This window comes from Pseudoalteromonas sp. M58 (assembly GCF_042604605.1).
Taxonomy (GTDB): Bacteria; Pseudomonadota; Gammaproteobacteria; order Enterobacterales; family Alteromonadaceae; genus Pseudoalteromonas; species Pseudoalteromonas tetraodonis.
On record NZ_CP152390.1, the window covers coordinates 568,218 to 592,498 of the forward strand.

Annotated in this window: 19 protein-coding genes; 14 read left to right on the forward strand and 5 right to left on the reverse strand. The window is 41.1% G+C overall.

Annotation, left to right across the window (positions count from 1 at the left end):
* Positions 1-75 precede the first annotated feature (75 nt).
* Positions 76-2,535: a ribonuclease R gene (gene rnr / locus AAGD16_RS02660; protein ID WP_377113457.1), complete on the forward strand. Its 2,460-nt coding sequence runs from the start codon at positions 76-78 to the stop codon at positions 2,533-2,535.
* Positions 2,532-3,275 carry a 23S rRNA (guanosine(2251)-2'-O)-methyltransferase RlmB gene (gene rlmB, locus AAGD16_RS02665; RefSeq protein WP_008112440.1) on the forward strand — a complete coding sequence of 248 codons (744 nt, stop codon included), beginning with the start codon at positions 2,532-2,534 and terminating at the stop codon, positions 3,273-3,275. Before rnr ends, rlmB begins: the two co-directional genes overlap by 4 nt.
* Before the next feature lie 82 nt (positions 3,276-3,357).
* Here rlmB and AAGD16_RS02670 read toward each other — a convergent pair whose 3' ends face one another.
* Positions 3,358-5,514 (reverse strand): TonB-dependent receptor domain-containing protein, encoded by a 2,157-nt coding sequence (locus tag AAGD16_RS02670; protein WP_013464087.1) that lies wholly within the window; start codon positions 5,512-5,514, stop codon positions 3,358-3,360.
* 244 nt (positions 5,515-5,758) lie between these two features.
* Complete coding sequence (locus AAGD16_RS02675) at positions 5,759-6,616, reverse strand: LysR family transcriptional regulator (protein WP_013464088.1); 858 nt, start codon at positions 6,614-6,616, stop codon at positions 5,759-5,761.
* Between the two features lie 126 nt (positions 6,617-6,742).
* On the opposite strand from AAGD16_RS02675, the gene AAGD16_RS02680 reads away from it, so the two are divergent.
* The 9 genes from AAGD16_RS02680 to AAGD16_RS02720 all read left to right on the forward strand — a co-directional run bounded on the left by AAGD16_RS02680 (position 6,743) and on the right by AAGD16_RS02720 (position 18,127).
* A complete protein-coding gene (locus tag AAGD16_RS02680; protein ID WP_013464089.1) occupies positions 6,743-7,333 on the forward strand; it encodes a hypothetical protein in 591 nt (196 codons plus the stop codon).
* Between the two features lie 136 nt (positions 7,334-7,469).
* Complete coding sequence (gcvT, locus tag AAGD16_RS02685; protein ID WP_013464090.1) at positions 7,470-8,552, forward strand: glycine cleavage system aminomethyltransferase GcvT; 1,083 nt, start codon at positions 7,470-7,472, stop codon at positions 8,550-8,552.
* Positions 8,553-8,629: 77 nt separating this feature from the next.
* The gene (gene gcvH / locus AAGD16_RS02690) at positions 8,630-9,019 is read left to right on the forward strand and encodes a glycine cleavage system protein GcvH (RefSeq protein WP_013464091.1); all 390 of its coding nucleotides are present in this window, start codon (positions 8,630-8,632) and stop codon (positions 9,017-9,019) included.
* A 151-nt stretch (positions 9,020-9,170) separates the two neighbouring features.
* Positions 9,171-12,062 (forward strand): aminomethyl-transferring glycine dehydrogenase, encoded by a 2,892-nt coding sequence (gene gcvP / locus AAGD16_RS02695; RefSeq protein WP_377113464.1) that lies wholly within the window; start codon positions 9,171-9,173, stop codon positions 12,060-12,062.
* Positions 12,063-13,358: 1,296 nt separating this feature from the next.
* Positions 13,359-13,667, forward strand: coding sequence for a hypothetical protein (locus tag AAGD16_RS02700; protein ID WP_024601230.1), 309 nt, complete (start codon positions 13,359-13,361; stop codon positions 13,665-13,667).
* Positions 13,668-14,095: 428 nt separating this feature from the next.
* On the forward strand, positions 14,096-14,833 hold the full coding sequence (locus tag AAGD16_RS02705) for a hypothetical protein (protein ID WP_024601231.1): 738 nt from the start codon (positions 14,096-14,098) through the stop codon (positions 14,831-14,833).
* Positions 14,834-14,849: 16 nt separating this feature from the next.
* On the forward strand, positions 14,850-15,863 hold the full coding sequence (locus tag AAGD16_RS02710) for a sensor histidine kinase (protein WP_377113468.1): 1,014 nt from the start codon (positions 14,850-14,852) through the stop codon (positions 15,861-15,863).
* On the forward strand, positions 15,860-16,600 hold the full coding sequence (locus AAGD16_RS02715) for a LytTR family DNA-binding domain-containing protein (RefSeq protein ID WP_024601233.1): 741 nt from the start codon (positions 15,860-15,862) through the stop codon (positions 16,598-16,600). The genes AAGD16_RS02710 and AAGD16_RS02715 overlap by 4 nt, the downstream gene beginning before the upstream one ends.
* 477 nt (positions 16,601-17,077) lie before the next feature.
* Entirely contained in the window at positions 17,078-18,127 is a 1,050-nt protein-coding gene (locus tag AAGD16_RS02720) for an AI-2E family transporter (protein WP_377113472.1), read from the forward strand.
* 138 nt (positions 18,128-18,265) lie between these two features.
* Here the strand turns inward: AAGD16_RS02720 and AAGD16_RS02725 are convergent, their stop codons facing one another.
* Positions 18,266-19,003: a DUF4198 domain-containing protein gene (locus tag AAGD16_RS02725; RefSeq protein ID WP_377113475.1), complete on the reverse strand. Its 738-nt coding sequence runs from the start codon at positions 19,001-19,003 to the stop codon at positions 18,266-18,268.
* Positions 19,004-19,250: 247 nt separating this feature from the next.
* Here AAGD16_RS02725 and AAGD16_RS02730 point away from each other — a divergent pair, with 247 nt between their 5' ends.
* Entirely contained in the window at positions 19,251-21,359 is a 2,109-nt protein-coding gene (locus AAGD16_RS02730; protein WP_377113478.1) for a TonB-dependent siderophore receptor, read from the forward strand.
* 41 nt (positions 21,360-21,400) lie between these two features.
* Here the strand turns inward: AAGD16_RS02730 and AAGD16_RS02735 are convergent, their stop codons facing one another.
* The gene (locus AAGD16_RS02735) at positions 21,401-21,781 is read right to left on the reverse strand and encodes a hypothetical protein (protein ID WP_090494685.1); all 381 of its coding nucleotides are present in this window, start codon (positions 21,779-21,781) and stop codon (positions 21,401-21,403) included.
* Positions 21,782-22,047: 266 nt separating this feature from the next.
* On the opposite strand from AAGD16_RS02735, the gene AAGD16_RS02740 reads away from it, so the two are divergent.
* Positions 22,048-22,641: an ACP phosphodiesterase gene (locus tag AAGD16_RS02740; RefSeq protein WP_377113480.1), complete on the forward strand. Its 594-nt coding sequence runs from the start codon at positions 22,048-22,050 to the stop codon at positions 22,639-22,641.
* Positions 22,642-22,664: 23 nt separating this feature from the next.
* Here the strand turns inward: AAGD16_RS02740 and AAGD16_RS02745 are convergent, their stop codons facing one another.
* Positions 22,665-22,973, reverse strand: a complete 309-nt coding sequence (locus AAGD16_RS02745; RefSeq protein WP_064662435.1) for a hypothetical protein — start codon at positions 22,971-22,973, stop codon at positions 22,665-22,667.
* A gap of 174 nt (positions 22,974-23,147) precedes the next feature.
* Here AAGD16_RS02745 and AAGD16_RS02750 point away from each other — a divergent pair, with 174 nt between their 5' ends.
* The gene (locus tag AAGD16_RS02750; protein WP_377113483.1) at positions 23,148-24,260 is read left to right on the forward strand and encodes an efflux RND transporter periplasmic adaptor subunit; all 1,113 of its coding nucleotides are present in this window, start codon (positions 23,148-23,150) and stop codon (positions 24,258-24,260) included.
* Positions 24,261-24,281 lie beyond the last annotated feature (21 nt).

A 24,281-nucleotide genomic window follows, 5' to 3' on the forward strand; every position in this document is an offset into this window, starting at 1 on the left:
GTTTAATGGCTTTTACCTGTCTCATTGCGAGTATATGAGTTAAAATACTTACATAACCAACTAACAAGATAGTGAATGTCAAACCAAGATCCAAATCTCAGTCGAGAACAAGAAAAGTACGAAAACCCAGTCCCTAGTCGTGAGTTTATACTTACTCACCTGCAAGAGCGTTCCAAACCTGCTAACTACGCACAACTATGTGAAGAACTCGCAGTCAACGATGAAGAACGACAAATAGCATTTAAGCGCCGACTTCGCGCCATGGAGCGTGATGGGCAGCTGTATTTTAATAAATTTAAATGTTATGCCCTGATTGACGAAGCCGGTTTAACCAAAGGCAAAGTAGTCGGTCACAGAGACGGTTTTGGCTTTTTAGAAGTTGAAGGCGAGAGCAAAGATTGGTTTATTGCCAAGCATCAAATGAATATGGTGCTTCACGGTGACATCGTTCTTGCCAAAGGCACTAAACGCGGCTCAGGCTCAAAATGCGACGCACGCATCATCAAAGTACTTACTAATGAGCGAGCGCCTATTGTTGGCCGCTATTTTGTTGAGCATGGTATTGCCGTTGTTGTGGCTGAAGATCCGCGCATTACCCAAGACATTATTATTCTACCGGGTAACGAAAAAGGCGCGCGCCATAACCAAATGGTGCAAGTGCAAATAACCCAAAATCCAAGCCGTAATATGAATGCGGTAGGTAAAGTTATCGACGTACTGGGCGAGCATTTAGCGCCGGGTATGGAAATTGAAGTTGCGCTGCGTAATCACGATATTCCACACGTATGGCCTGAAGAGGTTGAGCAACAAGTTGCCCACTTAGGTGAATTTGTTGAAGAAGCCGATAAACAAGGTCGAGTTGATTTACGCGGCTTACCGCTTGTGACCATAGATGGCGAAGACGCTCGTGATTTTGATGATGCTGTATACTGTGAGACTAAAAAGTCGGGTGGCTGGCGCTTATGGGTAGCCATTGCCGATGTATCACATTATGTAGGTATGAACACGCCGCTTAACAAAGAAGCGATAGAGCGCGGTAACTCAGTGTATTTCCCTGAGCAAGTTATTCCAATGCTACCAAAAGTATTATCTAACGGTTTGTGCTCGCTTAACCCTGAGGTTGATCGCTTGTGTATGGTTGCAGAAATGACCGTATCGCAAGAGGGTAAGCTCTCAGGTTATAAGTTTTACGAAGCGGTGATGAACTCACATGCACGTTTAACTTACACCAAAGTAAATGCCATTTTACAAAACGATGAAAAGTTACGTAAAGAATACGCAGCTGTAGTGCCGCATTTAACTGATTTGCAGCAAATGTACATGGCATTAAAAGCAGCGCGCCAAGAGCGTGGCGCCATTGAGTTTGAAACACTCGAAACTCGCTTTGTATTTAACGCACAGCGTAAAATAGAATCAATTGTGCCGGTTATTCGTAACGATGCGCACAAGCTCATTGAAGAATGTATGATTTTAGCCAATGTTTCGGCGGCTAAGTTACTTGAAAAACACGAAGCCAGCGCACTGTATCGAGTACATGATGAGCCCGATAGCGAAAAGCTGGGTAACTTTACTCAGTTTTTAACTGAGCTGGGGATTGAAAGCACGCTAAGTGATGAACCAACCCCGAAAGAAATTACTCATGTATTGGCTCGTTTAGGTGACCGTCCAGAGGCTGAGCTTATTCAAACTATGCTGCTGCGCTCAATGAAACAAGCGGTTTATCAGCCAGATAACATAGGTCACTTTGGTTTAGCATTATCGGCTTACGCGCACTTTACCTCGCCAATTCGCCGTTACCCCGATTTAGTGGTGCATCGTGCAATTAAAGCAGTATTAAAAGCACAAGGGCAGCAAACCTCTGGTGAATACGCTTATAGCGATGATGAAGTCGATCAACTTGGTGAGCAATGTTCTACCACTGAGCGCCGCGCAGATGATGCCACCCGTGAAGTAGCCGATTGGTTAAAATGTGAATACATGCAAGATCATGTAGGCATGGAGTTTAACGGGGTTATTTCATCGGTTACTAACTTTGGTTTATTTATTCGTTTAGATGACTTACAAATTGATGGATTAATTCATGTTACCAATTTAGGTGATGAATATTTCCAGCATGATGCAGCTAAACATTGCTTGGTGGGTGAACACACACATACGGTTTATCGTTTAGGCGACAAAGTCACTGTGCAGGTTGCCTCGGTAAGCTTAGATGATCGTCGTATAAACTTAACGCTTAAAGGCGATGTTGCCCAAGATCGTTATGCGCGTCGTCGTGCACCTAAAAAAAATGCTCCAACCAGTGTTCGCTCGCAACTTAAAGCCGGTAAAATCCCGGGTAAAAAGTCAGCAAGTGATGACAAAAAGCCAAAGGCGAGTAAAAAGCCTGCTGCAAAAGGCAAATCAGCGAGCAAATCAAAAGTAAAAGCGGATGACACCACCGCTAAGAAAAAAACCAAAAAGAAAGCGGTCAAAAAGCCTAAAAGACCAGGTAAAAATGCCCGTAAACGTAGTAGCCCAGGAGCAAACAATTCGTGAGTAATGAATTAATTTTTGGCTTTCACTCTGTTGAAGCAATTTTGGCAAAAGAGCCAGAGCGTTTTATAGAAATATACGCCCTTAAAGGACGTGATGATAAGCGCTTATCGCCGGTGATTGAGCAAGCGCGTCAGTTTGGTATTTCAGTACAGTTTATGCAACGAAAAGCGCTTGATAACAAAGCGAAAGATGAGCAACATCAAGGCATTATCGCCAACGTGAAAGCGGCACGTGTGTTTAACGAAAAAGATCTTGATGAGATCATTGAACGCGAAGACACCCCGTTTTTACTGGTACTTGATGGCATCACCGATCCGCATAATTTAGGTGCCTGCTTACGTAGCGCCGATGCTGCCGGTGTTCATGCGGTGATAGTTCCTAAAGACAAGTCAGCAAAGCTTAATGGCACGGCACGTAAAGTGGCCTGTGGCGCAGCTGAAACAGTACCGCTTATTCAGGTTACTAACCTTGCACGTACATTACGTGAAATAAAAGACGCAGGTGTATGGGTTGTAGGCACAGCCGGTGAAACCGACACACATGTATTTGATGCCAGCTTAACAGGCCCAATGGCGATTGTGATGGGAGCTGAAGGCGAGGGTATGCGCCGTTTAACCCGTGAGCACTGTGATGTACTCGTTAAAATTCCAATGGCGGGTACGGTTTCAAGTTTAAATGTATCGGTTGCAACCGGTATTTGTTTATTTGAAGTATTACGCCAGCGCGCAGAAACAAATTAAGCCTATTAATTACATAGGCATTAAAAAGCCGAGATTGATTTAATCAACCTCGGCTTTTTTGTACTTTTAAGTTAGCACTTTATTAAAAACTGTAAGAGTAGCCCATTTGTACTGAACGTGGCTTACCAGGTTGAATACCGCCATTTGCACGGTTAGCAATGTAGGTTTTATCAAACAAGTTATCTACGCTTAGGTATACTTTTTGGTTTTCGTCGATTAAGTACTTAGCAGCTAAATCCCATACAACACGGCTATCAATCGCATTTAAGCCTGAGTTAGTTAAATCAGCATGTGCATCAGACACGTAACGTATTTGGCTATTTACCACAAAGTTATTCACTTCTGCGCCAAACGATAAAGCAACCTGGTTCTCAGGTACGTAAGGCATTGCATCGCCTTTTTCTACTGAGCCCCAAATTTCTGAATCAAACGTGTTTTTAAATTCTGAATCTGTGTAGGTGTAAGTTAATTTTACTGGGAACGCAACCGATGCAGTATTAAACGTTCGACCTGCGCTAAATTCAAAGCCCGATACTTCTACTTCACCGTAGTTGTATTGGTCACCAATGTTATCGTCATTACAACCTACTGATGCAGTACAGTTACCATGCATATTGTCGTAATCAGAGTAAAACGCAATTACTTCACCGTTAAAACCGCCCGCATTAAAACGAGAGCCAAACTCGATGTTGACGCTCTCTTCTTCGTCTTGGTCGGCATTACCCGGTGCTGCAGGGGCGTAACCTTTTTGAATACCAGCAAGTAACGTAACATTGTCGTTAAGTGTGTAAGTAGCACCTAAAGACGGTACTAAAATTTCAGTATCGTTAGAGATATCTTTCGTTAAGCCTAGGCTACGGGTTGGATCTGACTTAGCCCACTCTTCACGGGTAATAGTTATGTCTTCATAACGAAGACCAGCACTCACTATTAATGCATCCATTGTCCATTCGTCTTGAATAAATAGCGTGCTTGCTTTTGCACTGTCTAAACGGTTGCTGTTAGAGCCTGGAGCGCCTTGTGAGGTAAGAGTCATGCTTAAATCTTGATTAAGCGTGTATTTGTCTTCCCACTGGAAACGATCCATTTCATCTTCGTGGTAACGTACGCCAACCGTAATGTAGTGAGCGCCCGCTGGGATGTGTAATTCAGACTGCACACCTTTTGCTTGGTAGTCACGGTTATTGGCTTTAACACCGATGTTTTCAATACCCGCAGCTGTTGGGTTTGCTTCAAACTCGCTGTATTGCTCAAGTGTGCTTGAACCAACACTGCTTGCTTTGTACCAGTTACGGTGGAAGTCGTTTAGATAAGCGGTTGCTAAAACTTCATAACCTTCACCAAAACGGTATGCATAGTTTACTTGGTATGCATTATGGCGAGTGTTCATTTCATCATTTTGTGATGCTGCGTAACGACGGTACGGGTTTTGTTGGTAATCGGCATCGGTTAAACCCATGTAAGTTTCGTCTGATGTTTCTTCAGAGTACTTTAATTTGAACTCAATGTTATGCGCATCGTTTTCACCAAAGGTATGGCCAAACTTTACCAATACATCGTTTTTTTCAAAACCTGTGTTGTCATCACCTACTGGCAATTCTTTAAAGCCATCAGCGCCGTAAGAAAACACTTCAATTAAGCCTGCAGTGTTGTTTTTTTCTTTTGCGAAGTAAGCGTGACCTTTGTAGTAACCATCGCTACCAAGGGCAGCATCTAGCATGCCTGTTGAGCTATTTGCTTCAGTTGGTAGGCTGCGAGAAAGTAAATTTAATACACCACCGGTAGTGCGCGGGCCATATTTAACTGAGGCAGCACCTTTTAATACTTCAATAGATTCCATACGGCCCATAGTTGGGAAGTAGTAAGCCGATGGCGCAGAGTAAGGAGCCGGAGCAACAAGTACACCGTCTTCCATCACAGAAATTTTGTCGTTACGACCAGTACCTGTACCGCGCATACCAATATTAGGGCGCAGGCCGTAGCCATCTTCTTCTTGCACGTATACACCTGGTACAGATGCTAATACGCGAGAAATATCGGTAAATTCGAATTTTTGCAATTCTGCATCTGAAATAAACGTAGCAGATCCTGGAATATCGTTAATAGCGGCTTGTGAGCCAATAACGGTAATTTGTTCAAAGTTACGCTCAACTTTGTCGGCATCTTTTGCCATTGCTGTTGTGTTCAAAGACAGCGCAACAGCTGCAGTTAACGAAGAAACTAAAAATTTATGTGACATTGATTACCCTAAAAATAGTTCAACTACTGAAATTGGCGTAATTTAAACATGTTAACGAATGAGAATCAATATTATTAAGTTTTACTATAATTTACATCTGTCGTAAAAACAGGCTGTTTTTATAACATTTTTAACTAGGTGTTTATTTTTGTTTTATAAAAACAGGGATAATGTATTGGCTGGTGGCGGTTAATTTAACCTGAACGCTGCTTGAGATAGATTTATTATTCAGAGTTCAGGTTATTTAAGCCGTGGGGTAACCTAAGCGCAGCTTAATAAACTCAGCGAGTTTAAACACGGCGTTTTCAGGTTCGCGGGCAGTTTTAACTAAACTAATGCCAATGCTACCGAGCGCAGGTAAATTTTTAGTGTGTAATTGATAGGTTAAATCGTTCGGCACCGTACTTCTTGCCAATACAGTAATACCTAAACCTTCTTTTAATGCCGCAATTAAACCGGTTAAATCGGCGTTGCTGTAAACAATACGGTATTTAATACCTGCTTTTTCAAGCGCTTGGGTTGCTCTGCGTCGGTAAATACAGCCCTCAGGCGCTGTTACTAAGGTAACGGTTTCATTTTGCGCCAGTGAAAGATCGCCAACCCACACTAATTGGTCTTGAATAAAAATAGGGAATTTTTCTGAATCAAGCTGCTCATTTAGCGCCAATACTAAATCAAATTGATCTTGGCGCTCATCCGAAAGTAAGTGTTTACTCAAACGTGACTTCACTTCTAACGATACATCAGGGTAGAGCGCCACAAAGTCGCCAATAATAGAAGGTAAAATACGTGCTGCAAATTCGCTAGGGATCCCTAAGCGCACTTTACCAGTGACACTTTCGGAGGTGAACAACTGTAAAATGGCATCGTTATGTTGCACCATTTGTTTTGCCATAGGCAGTAACAGTTCACCATATTGATTAAGTACTTGGCGTTGTCCCTGCTTTTTAAATAATTTATAGCCTAATAAGTCTTCTAAACGTTTTACTTGTAAGCTTACCGCCGGTTGCGAAAGGCCAAGTAAATCGCCTGCTTTGGCAAATCCACCTACCTCAACCACCATAACAAATGTGCGTAAACTGTCGGTTGAAATGTTTTTCATATTTAAAATTACTATTTATATGGCTATATATATAAGTATTATTTATCAATTGATAAGTAATTACAATTTGTTGTTGTAAGCCTTGCGCAATATACTTTTGCTATTAAAGATAGATAGGTATTTGTTATGACTTTTAACCCGATAATGTTTGCCCGCCATAGCAACGCTAACAGCGCGGTTATTAATGCCTTACAAGCTAATAACAGCCACGTTGTTATTGATTTTAGCGGCAGTGAAGCATCGGTATTTTTAAGTGCTATTTTAGGTCATGACCTCACCAAACTAACCGCCAGTGGCTTTGGTTTTAAAGGCACATTGGATGGCGATTTAAATTCTGATTTTAGCTACGCCGTTTACTACTTTAGCGAAACCGCCTTTAGATTTGTACTCTCAGTAAATGCCAGCTTGCAATTACAAGCACTCATTAACGAGCAACAGCTTAGGTACGATATCGACTTTGTGGTACGCACCGATTTAGCAACCTTTACCTTAACCGGTAGCAACGCCTTTGATACCTTAGTTGATGCGTTTAAATTAACCCCTGGCTTACGCCTTGCTGATGCGCAGCTTTGTTATGGCGCGCAAAGTGGCGAAGTGTTTGTTACCGCGGTAGATAAAAACAACGAGCAGCAGTTTATAGTGATTGCTAAAACGCCTACGCTTGATAAGTGGCAGCAGTATATGCAGCAACAAGGCTTTAGTGTTACTAACACCTAAGCTGTTTAATTCGTTAAACATATTTTTGTTAAAGATTACAATTTGGTAGGCGTATTAATGGCTACCATGTTATTCCCCCTCATTCAATTGAGGCCACGCCCACACACATGGGTTAATTTAAAAGTGAAGGAATATTATGACTTCTAAAACAGTATTACATGCAAAGCACCTTGAAGCCGGCGCAAAAATGGTTGATTTTCATGGCTGGGAAATGCCAATTAACTACGGTTCACAAATAGAAGAACACAACGCCGTACGTAACGATGCGGGCATGTTCGACGTATCGCACATGACCATTGTTGATATACAAGGCGAGCAAGCACAAGCATTTTTACGCAAGCTTGTGGCTAACGACGTTGCTAAATTAACAGTACCTGGTAAAGCACTCTACACCGGCATGCTTAACGAGCAAGGTGGTGTAATTGACGACTTAATTATTTACTACTTTAGCGAAACATTTTATCGCTTAGTGGTTAACTCAGCGACCCGTGAAAAAGACCTAGCACATTTAGCTAAGGTATCGAGTGACTTTGCAGTAACGGTTACTGAGCGCCCAGAATTCGCCATGATTGCGGTTCAAGGCCCTAATGCACGCGCTAAAACTGCCCAGGTTTTAAACGCAGACCAGCAAGCTGCAGTTGAAGGCATGAAGCCATTTTTTGGTGTTCAAGCCGGTGATTTATTTATTGCTACAACAGGTTATACTGGCGAAGACGGTTACGAAATTGTAGTACCAAACGAGCAAGCAGCCGATTTATGGCAGCAATTGCTTGATGCCGGTGTAGCGCCTGCGGGCTTAGGCGCGCGCGACACACTACGTTTAGAAGCAGGTATGAACCTTTACGGCCTAGATATGGACGAAAGCGTATCACCACTGGCAGCTAACATGGCATGGACTATTGCATGGGAACCAGAAGATCGTGACTTTATTGGTCGTGATGTTTTGGTAAAACAACGTGCAGAAAAAAGTACTCACAAGCAAGTAGGTCTTATTCTTGAAGAAAAAGGCGTACTACGCAGTGGTTCTAAAGTAATTGTTGATGGTGGCGAAGGTGTTATTACATCTGGCACATTCTCACCAACATTGGGCTATAGTGTTGCATTAGCACGTGTGCCACGTTCAACCGGCGACACAGCTCAAGTAGAAATGCGTAAAAAATTAGTTAACGTAAAAGTAGTTAAATCGGGCTTTGTACGTAACGGTAAATCAATAATCTAAATAATTTGGTTATACCAGTAAATAGGTCACCCTCATTTATTGGTATTCTCCCAATCTAAACCAAAGGATGAAACAAAATGAGCAATATCCCTAGCGAGTTAAAATACGCACCTTCACACGAGTGGGTTCGTAATGAAGGCGACGGCACTTACACTGTTGGTATTTCTGAGCACGCCCAAGAGCTGCTTGGCGACATGGTATTTGTTGAATTACCAGAAGTTGGCGACGTAGTCGATGCAGGCGAAGACTGTGCAGTAGCTGAGTCAGTAAAAGCGGCGTCAGACATTTACGCACCAATTAGCGGTGAAGTTGTTGCTATTAACGAAGAGCTAGAAGATTCTCCAGAAACAGTAAACAACGACGCTTACGGCGACGGTTGGTTATTCCGCATTAAAGCATCTGACGAATCTGAAGTTGATAACTTGCTCGACGCAGAAGGCTACGCACACACTATTGACGAAGAGTAATCGTTAATTAGTTAAAAGCCCCTCTATTTAAAACATTGGGGCTTTTATGATTTTACAGCTTATTACCATACCCAGTAAGTTGCCAAATCATCACATATTTTAATCAATACTAGTTACCCATTAGTATTTAGGATCATAGGAATCTGGACACATGTCAAACGCCAAATCTCTTGAACAATTAGAGCAAAAGCAAGATTTTATTCGCCGCCATATTGGGCCAAGCCCAGCGCAAGTAAACGACATGCTTAGCGCTCTTGAAGTATCGAGCGTTGAAGAGCTGATCGGTCAAACTGTACCTGCTGGTATTCGTCTTGAGCAAGGTCTTAATATCGGCGAAAGCCGTACCGAAGTTGAAACACTAAGCTACTTAAAATCAGTAGCAAGCAAAAATAAAGTTTTCAAATCGTATATTGGCCAAGGCTACCACCCAACTCACGTACCGCACGTAATTTTACGTAACGTACTTGAAAACCCGGGTTGGTACACAGCGTACACACCGTATCAGCCAGAGATTGCACAAGGGCGTTTAGAGTCACTATTAAATTTCCAGACTATGACCTTAGACATTACCGGCCTAGATTTAGCAAGTGCTTCACTGCTTGACGAATCAACTGCTGCAGCCGAGGCAATGGGCCTTGCAAAACGTGTATCTAAAGCTAAAAAAGCCAATGCGTTCTTTATTGCCGACGACGTACACACGCAAACCATTGACGTAGTGAGCACCCGTGCAGAGCAATTTGGTTTTGAAATTATTGTAGGTAAAGCCGCTGATGCCGTGAACCACGACATTTTTGGTGCGTTATTTCAATACCCGTCAACATCAGGCGAAATTGTTGATATAACTGACCTAATTGCTGGCGTACAAAGCAAAAAAGCGATTGCCTGTGTGGCAGCCGATATCATGAGCTTATTACTGTTAAAAGCACCAGGTAAATTAGGTGCAGATGTAGTACTTGGCTCTGCTCAGCGTTTTGGTGTGCCAATGGGTTACGGTGGTCCACATGCTGCATTTTTTGCAACACGTGATGCATACAAACGTTCATTACCAGGGCGTATTATTGGTGTATCAAAAGACCGTTTAGGTAACGATGCACTGCGTATGGCAATGCAAACCCGTGAGCAACACATTCGTCGCGACAAAGCCAACTCAAACATTTGTACTGCGCAAGTATTACTAGCGAACATGGCGGCGTTTTACGCGGTATACCATGGCCCGCAAGGCTTAAAAACCATTGCACAACGCATTCACCGTTTTGCTGATATTTTAGCAACTGGCTTAAAAGCAAAAGGCGTGGCACTTAAGCACACTACCTGGTTTGATACATTAACTGTTGTTGATGAAAACAAAGCTGACGTGATTGCCCGTGCTGTGGCTAAAGGTGTTAACTTTGCTGCTAACCATGCAGGCGAGTACTCAATTTCAGTATCAGAAACCACAATACGTGCAGACATTGCCGAGTTATTTGATATTATTTTAGGCGAAGGCCACGGCCTAAGCGTAGATGCAATTGCTGCGGATGTTGAAGCAAATGGCAGTGACTCTATTCCTGCAAGCCTAGTGCGTGATGATGAAATTCTAACGCATCCAAACTTTAACAGCTACCACAGCGAAACAGACATGCTTCGCTATATTAAGCGACTTGAAAACAAAGATTTAGCGCTTAATCACTCTATGATCTCGTTAGGTTCATGTACCATGAAACTAAACGCGACCGCTGAAATGATCCCAATTACCTGGCCTGAATTTGCAAACCTTCACCCATTCTGCCCGCTAGACCAAGCAGAAGGTTACCAAATAATGATTAACGAGCTACACGATTGGCTAGTTAACATTACCGGTTACGACGCGGTTTCATTGCAACCAAACTCAGGTGCACAAGGTGAATACGCAGGCCTTATCGCAATTCGTAAATACCACGAGTCACGAGGGGATGCGCACCGTAACGTATGTTTAATCCCAAGTTCTGCACACGGTACTAACCCAGCTTCGGCACAAATGGCCAGCATGAAAATTGTGGTTGTTAACTGTGATAAAAATGGCAACATCGATATGGAAGACCTAAAAGCGAAAGCTGAAGAAGTCTCTGAAAACCTATCATGTGCCATGGTAACGTACCCATCTACCCACGGTGTATACGAAGAAACGATTCGTGAATTATGTGAAATTGTTCACCAGCATGGTGGCCAAGTTTACATGGATGGCGCAAACATGAACGCGCAAGTAGGTGTTACTAGCCCAGGCTTCATTGGCTCAGATGTGTCGCACTTAAACTTACATAAAACCTTCTGTATTCCACACGGTGGCGGCGGCCCAGGTGTTGGCCCAATTGGTGTTAAATCGCACCTTGCGCCATTTATGCCAAACCACAGCGTAATTAACGTACCAGGTACTAATGAAGGAAATGGTGCAGTATCGGCAGCGCCTTACGGCTCTGCAGCTATTTTACCTATTTCATGGGCTTATATTGCCATGATGGGCTCTGAAGGCTTAAAACAAGCGACAGAAATGGCGATTGTAAATGCTAACTACTTAAGCAATGAGCTCAGCAAGCACTTCCCAATTTTATACCGTGGCCGTAATAATCGTGTTGCTCACGAATGTATTATTGACCTACGCCCATTAAAAGAAGCCTCAGGCATTACTGAAATGGACGTTGCTAAGCGCTTACAAGATTATGGTTTCCACTCACCAACAATGTCGTTCCCAGTAGCGGGCACATTAATGATTGAGCCAACAGAATCTGAGTCTAAGGGCGAGATTGACCGCTTTATCGAAGCGATGGTATCGATTAAAGGTGAAATCGATAAAATCATTTCAGGTGAATGGTCTATCGAAAACAACCCGCTTGTTTTTGCACCGCACACGCAAGCCGATGTGTTAGGTAATGAATGGGATCGTGCGTATGACCGTTTTTACGCTGCTTTCCCAGTGCCAGCAGTTGCTAAAGACAAGTTCTGGCCAACGGTTACGCGTATCGATGACGTATACGGCGACCGTAATTTAGTATGTGCATGTCCTCCGATTGAGACATACCGCGACTAATTTTTTGAAAAAATTTCCACTGTAGAGTGGGGATTTATCGAGATTATAAAAGCCGTTGCAGCAATGCAACGGCTTTTTTGTGTGTGGTGATTAACGTTAATTGTATAAGCGTAGATTGGATTGGGTGAAATGAAACCCAACAAATCACAAATATACTTACTCGCTAAAAAAACCAAGAGTATGTGTTATTTATTGTAGGCGTTTAGCTTGCTGGCGTGTTGGGCATAAACTCGATTAGTGTTTTAGGTTTTCACCACCGATAGCGTTAGTGCGTTTCGCACTTCTAGAATTTAGAAACCTTATTCAAGGTTTTGTCGCGCTGGCGACGGCAGCCAAAGAGGGGCTGCCGCTGACCCCTCTCTGGACTTTCCCAGCGCACCCGAGCATCACGCTTAATCCTTCAAATAATTAATTGATGTGAACGTAAACGGCGAAGATAGGCCATCCATGGCCTAGTTTCGCCTTATCGCGCATCCATGCGCGACATTACTCATCAATTGCTTATTTTCAGGGCGTGATGACGGGGGAGGGGGTTAAACGTGAGATTGGTGTTTGGTCTTGGCAAGAAACAAGACCTGACCCTCTGTATTTCCTCTAGGTTGGGAAGAGTGAAACGAAACCCAACAAATCCCAAATATACTTACTCGCTCAAAAGCCAAGAGTATGTGTTATTTCTTGTAGGCGTTTAGCTTGCTGACGTGCGGGCGATAGCCCGAATAAGTATTTGAATAGGTGCTTGGAATTACTATTACAGATAACGCGAATATGTTTAGCACTTCTAGAAATAGAAACCTTATTCAAGGTTTTGTCGCGCTGGCGACGGCAGCCAAAGAGGGGCTGCCGCTGGTCCCTCTCTGGACACTCTCAGCGCACCCGAGTATCACGCTATTTCCTTCAAAACACAATTGATGTGAACGTAAACGGCGAAGATAGGCCATCCATGGCCTAGTTTCGCCTTACCGCGCATCCATGCGCGATATTACTCATCAATTGCTTATTTTCAGGGCGTGATGACGGGGGAGGGGGTTAAACGTGAGATTAATGATTAATAATTGGTCTAGGTAAGAAGTAAAACTTGATCCTTCGAATTATTACAAAATTATATTTTCCAATCGAATAGGGGGCACCCATTAGAAAGTTCCGGTCAAGCAGACAGCTGTGTTTCCTTGATCTTTTTATTCAAAAACCAAGTGTTCTTATTTTAAACTCTATTTATTAAGTGCTTAGTACTGATGAATAAGTACAATAGTTAAAATTTATTTATTTTAATTTTATATTTACAAGGAAGTTGTTTATATGAATGATGTAACGCCATTTTTATATATTGCTATTTTAGCTTTTTATTTTTTACACAAAAACGAAGAAGGTAAAATACTAGTACCGATCTTTGCTTTTGCAGCAATACCGTTATTTAGTAATGACTACTGGCTATGGTTTAAGGTGAGTATAGGGCTGAGCATCTATGTTTTAATGGTAGAAAAAGCTAAGGCCGGATATACAGGAGGTGGGGCCGTTTCAGCATTCGCTATATTTTTTATAGGGGCTTATATAGTCAGTATTGTTATTAATACAGTTATATCCGTAACGGCTAATAGCATTTTTTAATTGTATATAGTCCATAGAAAGACCAAAGGGCTCACCCATTAGAAAGTTCCGGTCAAGCAGGCAGCTGTGTTTTCTTGATCTTTTTATTCAAAAACCAAGTGTTCTTTCTGTTTAACTCTATTTTAATATGACTACGCATCCAGCAATGACATCGATTGTCGTGAATATGCACAATTGCTTGGATAAAGAGGGCTATGAGAATTAGATCACTTTAATTAAGGCCCTTGGCTTTTGCCTCAGTCATCGTTTAGTACCAATGTCAGTCCAGTTGAACTGATGAGTAACTATGTGTATTTATCGCCATTGTTTTACTTTGTTGCTATTTATCCCCCTCTTATTTGAAAGCTTCCGCTGCTTATAGTTTTTGCGTATTACCGATAAACCTATCTGGCTATTCTAATAAAAAACAACACAAGATAGGTAAAACAATGAATAATACACAGCTAGATAACCAGCTTAAAACACAAAAACGTATCAACCTTGGTTTAACAGTAACAATGGTAGCGCTTGCCAGTTATGTTGGCTTTTTTCAACCTAAAGCCACTGAGTTTGAAGAGATCAGTGTTGAGCGCATCAATATTGTAGAGAAGAACGGTTTAAACCGTATGGTATTGGCTAATTCTGATAAGTCACCCGGAGGTGTTAAAAATGGCAAAGAAGTGTTCAAGTCTGATAGCCCTCGACCAGGGATGATCTTTTATAACGACGAAGGCACTGAAAACGGCGGGCTTATTTTTAGAGGGCAAAAGGTAAACGATAAAGTGAATCATGGCTTACATATGTCGTTCGACCGTTATAACCAAGACCAAACCTTGATGATGCAACACATCGAGATGGAAAATTACATGATCAGTGGTTTGACAGTCATGGACAGACCAAACACAGACTTAGATTTTGAAATGACCAATCGCTACCTCGAAGCCCAAAAGAGAGAAGACATTGAAACGATGCAAGAGATTGAAAAATATCTAACAGATAATAAACTACTTGGCGCACGAAGAGCCTTTTATGGCACACTAAATGGTGATTCACGCTTGCAACTGAATGATGCTAACGGTCAGAAGCGTATTCAAATGGTGGTGACCAAAGCGGGTGAAGCCAAGCTAGAGTTTCTAGATAAGAGTGGAAAGGTTATTATGAGCCTACCTGATTCAATAGCAGAATAAAAAAAGGAAATATATTATGCCTAAGAGTGTTAACTACCTAGTTTTATTTATATTTTCATTTTTAATCGTATTGTACGCAGCGCTATTGAGCACCCCTGTAGGTGAGTCGTTAACTATTCACTTTGACGCGCCGGTTTGGATGTTTTTACAGTGTGTGATAGCGCAGTGGTTAACACTCAAGGTATACCGAACACTAAAGCAGAAACAGCAGTCACTGGTGAGTTACATCTCTAAGGTGTTCATCGTGAGTAATGTGGTATTTACCTTATGCATTTCGGTATTTATTACGTATTTAGAGAGTCTGATCGGTATTCAAAAAGTTGACTCTATGCATGTTATTGCTACTTTTGGCATGAGTTCGTTGTTACACATGTTAGTCGCTGCGTACAGTATCGCATTCGAATTGGTTACCCGTTTGCAGGCGCAACAAGCAGCTTTGGCAAATAAAGAAAAGGCTTTGTTAGATAGCCAAGTAAAAACCTTACAGCAACATATTGATCCACACTTTTTATTTAATAATTTGAATGTGTTATCGGCGTTGATATTAAAGAGCCCTGAAGAAGCCGAAGAGTACTTAGAGACTTTTAGCAACATCTACCGCTATATATTAGAAAACAAGTCAAAAAACTTAGTACCTCTGGCTAAAGAGCTGGTGTTTATTAAAGATTACATGGCTTTGATTGAAACGCGATTTAATGGCCTTTATAGGTTGCGTATAAATGTGGATAACGCGCTTTTAGCAAACCGTTATGTGATCCCATGTTCGCTACAATTGGCAATTGAAAACGCGGTTAAGCATAATGGTGCCACGGTTGATAACCCCCTCGATATTCACATAAACGTAGAAGTAGATGACATTGTGGTAACCAATAATTTAAACGAAAAAGAATATAAACCCACGTCAACAGGGCTTGGATTAACGCATTTGCAAGCTCAGTGTCAGGCGGTTTTTAATAGGCAGTCTCACATAGATAAGAACGAATCAGCGTTTGTACTCACTGTACCAATGACATCAGAAGTGGCGTTATGAAAGTTGTTATAATTGAGGATGAGCCATTAGCGGCACAAAAATTAAGTGGTTATATTACACGGTATTCAGCAGAATGTGAGGTGATTAAAGTACTCACTCAGGTGGCAGAGGTAATTGACTATTTACAGAACGATCCTGAGGTAGATTTAATCTTTTCAGATATAGAACTGTTGGATGGGGAAGTATTTAGTGCCTTTGACGAAGTTGACTTACCATGCCCTATTATTTTTACCACCTCTTACAATGAGTTTTGGACGCAAGCATTTGATAATCAGGGCGTAGCATATTTACTTAAACCATTTACCTACAAGCGTTTTGTTAGTGCTATGAGTAATTATGAGCAGCTGAGACGCAATCTCGTCAATACTATCAAGCCTAATGCAGTAGCAACTAAACGCTATAAAAGTCGCTTCTTTTTAAAAAAAGGTCAGGTGGTCGATATTCTCAAAACAGAAGATGTGGTCTGCATTCGCGCCACTTCGGGCGTATTGTCAGCCTATGATAATCATGGCAAGCACCATTTGCTTACGGGCAACTCAATGACCGAGCTAGAAGCTCAGCTCGACCCAAGTCGCTTTTTTAGAGTTAACCGCAGTGAAATAGTGAATATTAATTATGTACTTTCATTTGAAAGCTATGCTAAAGAGACATTAGCAGTTAACTTGCAACATATGAGTGAGCCACTAATCACCAGCAAAACACGTACAAGTGACTTTAGAAAGTGGTTAGCTACCTAAATAGCTATAATCGAGGTAATGGTTTTACTTGCTACCTTGAGAATCAAAGGGGTCACCCATTAGAAACTTCCATTCAAGCAGGCTGCTGTGTTTTCTTGATGTTTTTATTCAAAAAACCAAGTGTTGTTACTTTTTAAACTCAATTTAAATATGATTACGCACCTAGTAATGACGTCGATTGGTGAGAATATGCGCTATGGCTTGGGTAAAGAACGCCCTATGAATTTGAGCCTTTGGTTATCGCCTCTGTCATCGTTTAGTGTCAGTATTATTTTTAGCCACATTCACGCATTAAGCCATATCAATTGAGCCTGTAAACGGTGTCTTTCCTTCATAACAAAACGAGCCGTTTTATATAGGAGACTGTTAAAAAAGCACTAAAACTGATAAAACTGTACTTTGCAAAATTTTAATTGCATTGAATGTATAGGCATTAACTTTATTAAGTGCATGCTATACCAAGCAAAGGGAGAAGCAATGAGCTCTGATAGCAACTATATTCGCAGACTATTAGCAACCATTGGCATTACAGCTTTAGCAATAGGCTTATTTATGCTGCTATGGCAATTATCGTATGTGTTATTGCTTATATTTGGCGGGATTTTATTTGGTGTTTTTTTAATAGGGCTTGCGAGTCTGTTACAGCGTTGGCTACCTTTACCCCGATGGGGACTGGTAATGCTTGTTACTGCTACCGTATTGGGGTTATTAATACTTGCTGGCTACTTGGTTGGTCCCGCTATTATGGATCAGTTGTTACAGCTTAGAGAGCAAATAACTGGTGGGGTAAAACAGTTAGAAGGTTACTTGAAGGGTAAAGAGTGGGGCGAGGCTCTGCTTCAGTGGGCGCAAGGGCAATGGGAACAAGCACCACTTTCACCAAGAAAGCTGATGGGGGAAGTTTCCGGGGTCTTTTCTACTTTATTTGGTTCACTTGCTGATATATTTGTTATTTTATTTATTGGTTTTTACCTCGCACTGCACCCTGAACCTTATAAAAAAGGGGTGCTATTTTTATTTCCAAGTGATAAACGCAGCCGCATAAATGAAGTAATGCACAGTGTATATTATGCATTGAAGTTATGGTTAATGGGCCGTGCAACATCAATGATTGTGGTCGGGCTTTTAACCGCGTTAGGTTTGTGGCTTATTGATATGAAATTGATAATGGCGTTGGCATTGCTTGCGGGTTTGTTATCGTTTGTGCCATTTATAGGACCTATTGCCGCTTTGATACCTGCGGTATTAGTCGCGTTACTCAATAGCCCAACCCAAGCTGCGTATGTACTAGTCGTGTACGTTGTTGTACAAGTGCTCGAGAGTAATGTAATAACACCGTTTGTACAAAGAACAGCTGTTTCATTGCCGCCAGCAGTTATGCTTGGTGGGCAATTATTGATGGGCGCTATGTTTGGAATTCATGGCTTGGCGCTTTCAACGCCGTTGTTAGTATCAATTATTGTCACAGTGCAGATGCTCTATATACGGGATGTTTTAAAAGAGAAAATCCAACCATTAGGGCAGTGATACGTTAAAGAAAGTGGCAAGTTATATAAATATAATTTGCCACTTTTTATGCCTATTAATTAACAAGTTACTCTTGTGTAGCCAACATAAAACATATTGGTTAGATGGCTGTTTAATGTTGAGCGGCGAGGTTTGCTTTTATTCTGCAGCATGGGGTAAAACAAATGAGAGTGTGGCTAAATGCTCTGTTTTATCAAATACATTTAAATTTGTGCTTTTTTCGTCATAGATTGCGGCTACTACGTTTAAGCCTTGGTTACGCAATGGCAATGTGACCAAGCCGTCATCATTACTAATTATTGGCTCTTGATCTGGGTCGTTTACTAAATCATTGATTACTTTAGCGCCTTGAACCGCTTTGCTATTGAAAGTTATGCGGTAGCTGACTATTGCGCCTTTTTGATCTGAAAATTCGTTACCTACAGGTAGGATTTGTAATTGCTGATTTTTAAGTGCAGGTACTTGGGCAAGCGAGCCACGCAAATGTACTGCGTACTTTTTAGTATGTTCGCTTAATATTGCATTGGGGATTTCATCTCGACCTTTAGCAAACCATTCACCTTCTTTTGTTTTACTCCACAACCCATTATCGAGCAGACCAGTAACCGCATAAACGCTTTTATCACTTAGTAGCATCATAGGCCCTGATTCAATAAGTTTTACGTTTTTTTGTTGCCAGTTTTTACTATAGCCAGTAATGCTTTTAATTTTATTTTGTCGTTTTACGGTATCTAAATCTTGTGCGCCTTCGCCATATATAAAAGCTACCTGTGATGAGCGCTCTGCAAACCATATTGCATGAGCCTGTGCTTGTTCGCTGTATGCGCTTGATATTGAAGTGACTAATGCCATGCAGGCGAAAGGTAATATTTTCATTTTTTTCTCTAAATTTAAGGAGGTATTTATTTTTCGATGTTGAATACGTTTAACTCAAAAATAAAAACAACCCCTAATAACTTTGTAAAATTTGTTGCTGTAGGGTAGCTCTTTTTATTCTGCTTGTATATTATTGCAAATAACAATTATTACCATTTGTATTTCGTGCTTGTTTAATCGGCTCTAGTTAAAAAATTTTTTAGTGAAAACTTAACCGATTAAGCTTGTATGATATCTAAGAGATAGAATGAACTTAATAAATCGATACCAAATATCAGCCCTAACAATTGCTATAAGTACCATTTTAGCGCCTTCTGTATACGCAGCTTCAGCATCAGATAACATTGAGAAAATAGCGGTTTCGGGGGTTAGACAAGCTTTTCGTGGCGATGTGCCTTTAAGCGAGCAACCACAAAGTATTGAGTTTATATCAGCAGAAAACCTCGATGACGCAGGAGTGACTACACTCACCGATATATTTGATTTAACGCCGAGTATTTCTGAACAAAATGATTTTGGTGGATTGTGGGAAAGCTTTGCAATACGTGGGTTAGTAGGCGATGAGAATATTCCTTCAGGCTTTTTAATTAATGGTTTTTCATCGGGTCGAAGTTTTAGTGGTACCCGCGATACTAGCAATATTGATTATGTAGAAGTGATGAAAGGGCCTGGCTCTGCTCTTTATGGCCGTTCTGAGCCTGGCGGTACTATTAATATCATTACTAAAAAGCCACAGTTTGAAGAACAAGGCTCTTTGAAAGTATCTGCAGGGAGCTGGCAAAGTTATCGCGCTGAAGGCGACTACACTAATGCAATTAATGATCAAGTTGCTTTTAGAATAAACGGTGCAATTGAAGACGGTGAGGGTTTTAGAGACTACCACGAAAATAAAAAAACAGTGATCACACCTTCAGTTCTTTGGTTAATATCTGACACAACAAAATTAAATTATGAACTAGAGTATGTTGATCAGAATGTGACGTTTGACCGTGGTATTGTTGCTCTAGATGGGAAGATAGACGCATTACCTATTGAAACGTTTTTAGGTGAGCCAAGCGATGAACCAACAGAGGTTGATGCGATTTCTCATCAACTGACCTTTGAGCATCAAATAGGGCAATGGTCACTTTTAAATGGGCTTAGCTATAGCGATTCTAAATTTATAAGCGAATCGAGTGATGCTGAACTCGCCCCTAGCAGGCAGCTTTATTTTACTGATGGCGAAACCTTAAGTCGGCAACATAACGAGCGTGATTTTCAAACTAAAAACATCTCAGCGCGCACTGAGCTAAGTGGTAGCGTTACTGCTGCTGGGTTTACCCATCACTTATTAATTGGCGCAGATGCCAGCAAGTTTGATTTTGACAAACTCTGGTACAGATACCGCCCTACGCTTGAAGATACGCGCTATGCAATCAATATGTATAACCCCGTGTATGGGCAAACAGCACCCGAAGGCTCACTTTTATTTAACAGCACTGAAGTACAGCACAGTTACGGGGTTTATATTCAAGATCAAATCGACATCACTGAGCAGTGGAAAGTACAAGTAGGCGGTCGTTATGATTGGTTTGATCAGCAAATAGATAATCACATTAATCAAAGTCAGTCTAAAAGCAATCAGAGTACATTTAGCCCACGAGTAGGCTTGGTGTATGCTTACTCAGACGACATACAGTATTACAGCAGTTACTCGGAAGGTTTTAGGCCAAACAGTGGTTACGATATAAATGGTGATGCATTTGAGCCAGAATCGACAACCTCTATTGAGGCGGGTGTTAAATTTAGCACCGATACCCTAAATGGTAGCTTTACAGTATTTAGCGCCGAAAAAAGCAATATGTTGACCACAGATTTGCAAGCAGGCGTGTCGACGGCGTTAGGCGAGGTAACTAGCGAAGGCGTTGAGTTTGATTTACACGGTTATATTACAGAGCGCACCTCATTTGATTTTGCCTATACCTACACCGATGCAAAAACAGCAAACGACACGGTTAATACAGATTGGTGGGTAAAATTACCAAAAGGTAGCCCTTTACTTAATATTCCTAAACACAGTGCAAATGCGCGTATTAAAAGAGAATTAAATGATTTAATCGATTTAAATGCAAGCGTTGGTATAGCTTTACAGTATGAAGGTGAACGCTTAGGTGAAACCATAGACCCTACGTATTACTTACCTTCGTATACGTTGGTGAATTTGTTCGCAACTTACAACGTTAATGAAGATGTGATGGTACAACTGAACATTAATAACATGCTTGATAAAGAATATTACTCAAACTCTTACTCTGCAATTTGGACTCAACCCGGTGAGCCTGTTAATTATAAGCTGAGCTTAAAATATAGCTTTTAATTTATCCTTGGGGCAGGCTTAACGATGCTTGCCCCATCACTTTATTCAGGCTGTGCACCTGTTCCAAGTAAAGTGTCAATATAAGCGAGCTCTTCGCTAAAAATGCCACAAAAAAATGCGCTTTGTTCAATTATTACAGCGTCATTAGGCTGGGCTTTGTAGCTTTGCTGGCATCTGGCAAGTTCGCGGGTTAACCACGAGCACTCATTACTTGCAGTGTTTATAGCTGCTTTTAAAAAAGAGGGCCATTTGATTTTTTGTAAATTAAAGCGATAGAGCATTACAGCGATACAGCCATAGGCTTGTTGTTCTTGTGATGGTGGGTTATCACTCGTTACTACGTCGCTGTTTAACAGTTTACTGTTGATAAGTGCTTGTTGCAGTGCGACCTGTTGTGATTGACTTAAAAAGCTTGTTGTCATAATGCGTGAGTAGCCCTGGTTACAATAGAAAATAGCATTTTGTATTAAAGGCTAAGCAAGGCGTTTTATGACTCATGCAGCACCGAAAAAATGCAACAACAGTGATAACAAAATTGGCCTGACTCTTTACTGAATTATTAAAATACAATTGTAATTGATTGGATAGTTTTTAAGAATAAAGCTAAATGAAACTGTACTTCCCTAAAATGAATTTTATCCAAAACTGCGTTATTATCTAAATACTTTGGACAACTGCTGGGATCACCTTGAATTACTTAGCCCACCTTTATTTAGCAAAGCCTACGGCTGATTCTCATTTTGGCAACTTACTGGGAGATTTTGGTGGTCAACGGCAGCTAACGCATATACCTACAAGCGTTAAAAACGCGCTTGATAATCATTATTTAGTGGATAAATTTACTGACACACATCCTTTAGTGAAAGAAGCTAAGCAGCTTTTTTCAGCCAAGCGCAGGCGCTTTGCAGGTGTGGCAGTTGATGTGGTGTTTGATCATTTTCTTATTTCGCATTGGCAGCAGTTTAATAACCAATCACTAATTGATTTTAAGCACACCAGTTATGATCTTTTGGACAGGCGTATACCTGTAATGCCACAGAAAATGCAGCGTGTAGTAACCAGTATGACGAAAAACGATTGGTTTAAGGAGTACGAAAGCATTGATGGGGTGGGGCGGGCGCTTGATAATATTGCTAAACGTATTCGCTTTACTAATAATTTTGCAGGTACCGCTGAAGATATAATCCGCCATTATAGTGAGCTAGATGAGCTCTTTTTAGCGTTTTTTCCTGAGCTGATTAAGCACGTTAATGAGTTTAATTTGGAAAGCGCACCAAAATAGAGTGCGCATTCATTATAAGTGGTTTAGTCGTCAGGCCCTTTTAAGGTAAACACTAAATGCTTGCGCATATCTTTTAAAATCACGCCTTTTTTGAGCATGGCGCCGCTTAAGCGCTTTTGCCATTTTAATAGCTCTGGCTCTGCCGCTGTTAATGCTTGTTGGTTTTCAAATTGAAAACACATCAGTAAAGAGCCTGGAAATAAATGATATTCCACATCAAACCAGCATTGCAACATACCAGGGAGTTCAGCACGGCCTTGTTCTTCTATTTTATCAGCAACGCTGAGGACGAGTGCTTGTTGTTTTACTTGCACAGCAGATAGTTTTTTCATGTGGGGATCCAATTTAGAGGCTAAAAATACAGCCGGAATATTGCATTATACTCAAGCTTTTAGGTCGATAACAATGTTAGCTATACTTTAAATTAAATGGCTTACTGTGAAGACTGATTGTGGTTTAGTTTGGTGGTACAATCAGTTCGAATACACTATTTATCAAGGGAAATTATGAACCATATAGTTGTTTGTTTAGTTATTATTTTTATGTTGTCAGGGTGCTCTGAAGAGCCTGTTTCTGAGCAAAAATTAAAACCTGTTTCTGTCATAGAGTTAAATAAAACTAAATCGTTTGATAGTCGTATTTTATCAGGTGTTATCCAACCTGCTAACACAGCCACTTTAATGTTTGAGGTTAGCGGAAAGGTCGAAGACGTTTTTTTTGAGATTGGTGAGGCTTTTGAAAAAGGTGAGCCGTTAGCCAGGCTGGAACAAACAAAGTATTTATTGGCAGTGCAAGAGGCCAAAGGGCAGGTCTCTAATGCGAAGGCTATGCTGCTAAATGTTAAGCAAGATTTTGAGCGCAAAGCATCACTGGTTGATGATGGCGCTGTGTCACGCGCGCAATACGATGTAGCAAAGTCGCAATATGAGAGTGCCAAAGATAAAGTCGATATTGCTAAAGTTCGACTAGCGATGGCAAAAGAAGAGTTACAAGATACTACGCTAATTGCGCCCTATGCAGGGACTATTTCAAAACGTAATATTGAACCTTCACAACAGGTAAGCCCAAATACATCTGCATTTATAATTCAAGGTAAAGAAAATTTTGAAGTCTCTACCCTTGCCCCTGAAGCGATTCTCTCCTCATTAGCTATTGATAAGCCTGCTAAGGTAACTATTTCAGCATTAGATAAAACGTTGAATGCCAAAATTAAAGAAATTGGCACAGCTGCTCAAGGCGCGAATGCGTTTCCTGTTATTTTAAAAATATCTGCAAATGATGTTGCAGATATTAGAACGGGTATGAGTGCTGAAGTACAATTTAAACAACAGCAGGAAGCCACAGATGCTTTTGTAGTACCTGTAAGTGCCATTATGGCGCAAGAAAATAATCAACATTTTGTTTTTAAGCTGGTACCTACAGCGCAAGCTGAATCACAGCAAGCAGGTTATGTTTTACAAAAAATAACCGTGGACGTAGTAACGTTTTTTGCGCAGAAAGCGCAAATTAAAGGCGATTTAAAAGAAGGGGAGCGAATTGTTAATGCGGGAATGGCTTTTTTACACGATGGACAAAAAGTGACGCTTATCGAGGGTGAAATCAAGCGCCTTAATCCATAACCCGTGACGGAGATTTAAACG

What these genes read in the sequence shown, in the direction of transcription:
- rnr (WP_377113457.1), top strand. Translation starts at nt 76, where the DNA reads ATGTCAAACCAAGATCCAAATCTCAGTCGAGAACAAGAAAAGTACGAA.
- AAGD16_RS02670 (WP_013464087.1), bottom strand. Translation starts at nt 5,514, where the DNA reads ATGTCACATAAATTTTTAGTTTCTTCGTTAACTGCAGCTGTTGCGCTG.
- AAGD16_RS02675 (WP_013464088.1), bottom strand. Translation starts at nt 6,616, where the DNA reads ATGAAAAACATTTCAACCGACAGTTTACGCACATTTGTTATGGTGGTT.
- AAGD16_RS02680 (WP_013464089.1), top strand. Translation starts at nt 6,743, where the DNA reads ATGACTTTTAACCCGATAATGTTTGCCCGCCATAGCAACGCTAACAGC.
- gcvT (WP_013464090.1), top strand. Translation starts at nt 7,470, where the DNA reads ATGACTTCTAAAACAGTATTACATGCAAAGCACCTTGAAGCCGGCGCA.
- gcvH (WP_013464091.1), top strand. Translation starts at nt 8,630, where the DNA reads ATGAGCAATATCCCTAGCGAGTTAAAATACGCACCTTCACACGAGTGG.
- gcvP (WP_377113464.1), top strand. Translation starts at nt 9,171, where the DNA reads ATGTCAAACGCCAAATCTCTTGAACAATTAGAGCAAAAGCAAGATTTT.
- AAGD16_RS02700 (WP_024601230.1), top strand. Translation starts at nt 13,359, where the DNA reads ATGAATGATGTAACGCCATTTTTATATATTGCTATTTTAGCTTTTTAT.
- AAGD16_RS02705 (WP_024601231.1), top strand. Translation starts at nt 14,096, where the DNA reads ATGAATAATACACAGCTAGATAACCAGCTTAAAACACAAAAACGTATC.
- AAGD16_RS02710 (WP_377113468.1), top strand. Translation starts at nt 14,850, where the DNA reads ATGCCTAAGAGTGTTAACTACCTAGTTTTATTTATATTTTCATTTTTA.
- AAGD16_RS02715 (WP_024601233.1), top strand. Translation starts at nt 15,860, where the DNA reads ATGAAAGTTGTTATAATTGAGGATGAGCCATTAGCGGCACAAAAATTA.
- AAGD16_RS02720 (WP_377113472.1), top strand. Translation starts at nt 17,078, where the DNA reads ATGAGCTCTGATAGCAACTATATTCGCAGACTATTAGCAACCATTGGC.
- AAGD16_RS02725 (WP_377113475.1), bottom strand. Translation starts at nt 19,003, where the DNA reads ATGAAAATATTACCTTTCGCCTGCATGGCATTAGTCACTTCAATATCA.
- AAGD16_RS02730 (WP_377113478.1), top strand. Translation starts at nt 19,251, where the DNA reads ATGAACTTAATAAATCGATACCAAATATCAGCCCTAACAATTGCTATA.
- AAGD16_RS02735 (WP_090494685.1), bottom strand. Translation starts at nt 21,781, where the DNA reads ATGACAACAAGCTTTTTAAGTCAATCACAACAGGTCGCACTGCAACAA.
- AAGD16_RS02745 (WP_064662435.1), bottom strand. Translation starts at nt 22,973, where the DNA reads ATGAAAAAACTATCTGCTGTGCAAGTAAAACAACAAGCACTCGTCCTC.
- AAGD16_RS02750 (WP_377113483.1), top strand. Translation starts at nt 23,148, where the DNA reads ATGAACCATATAGTTGTTTGTTTAGTTATTATTTTTATGTTGTCAGGG.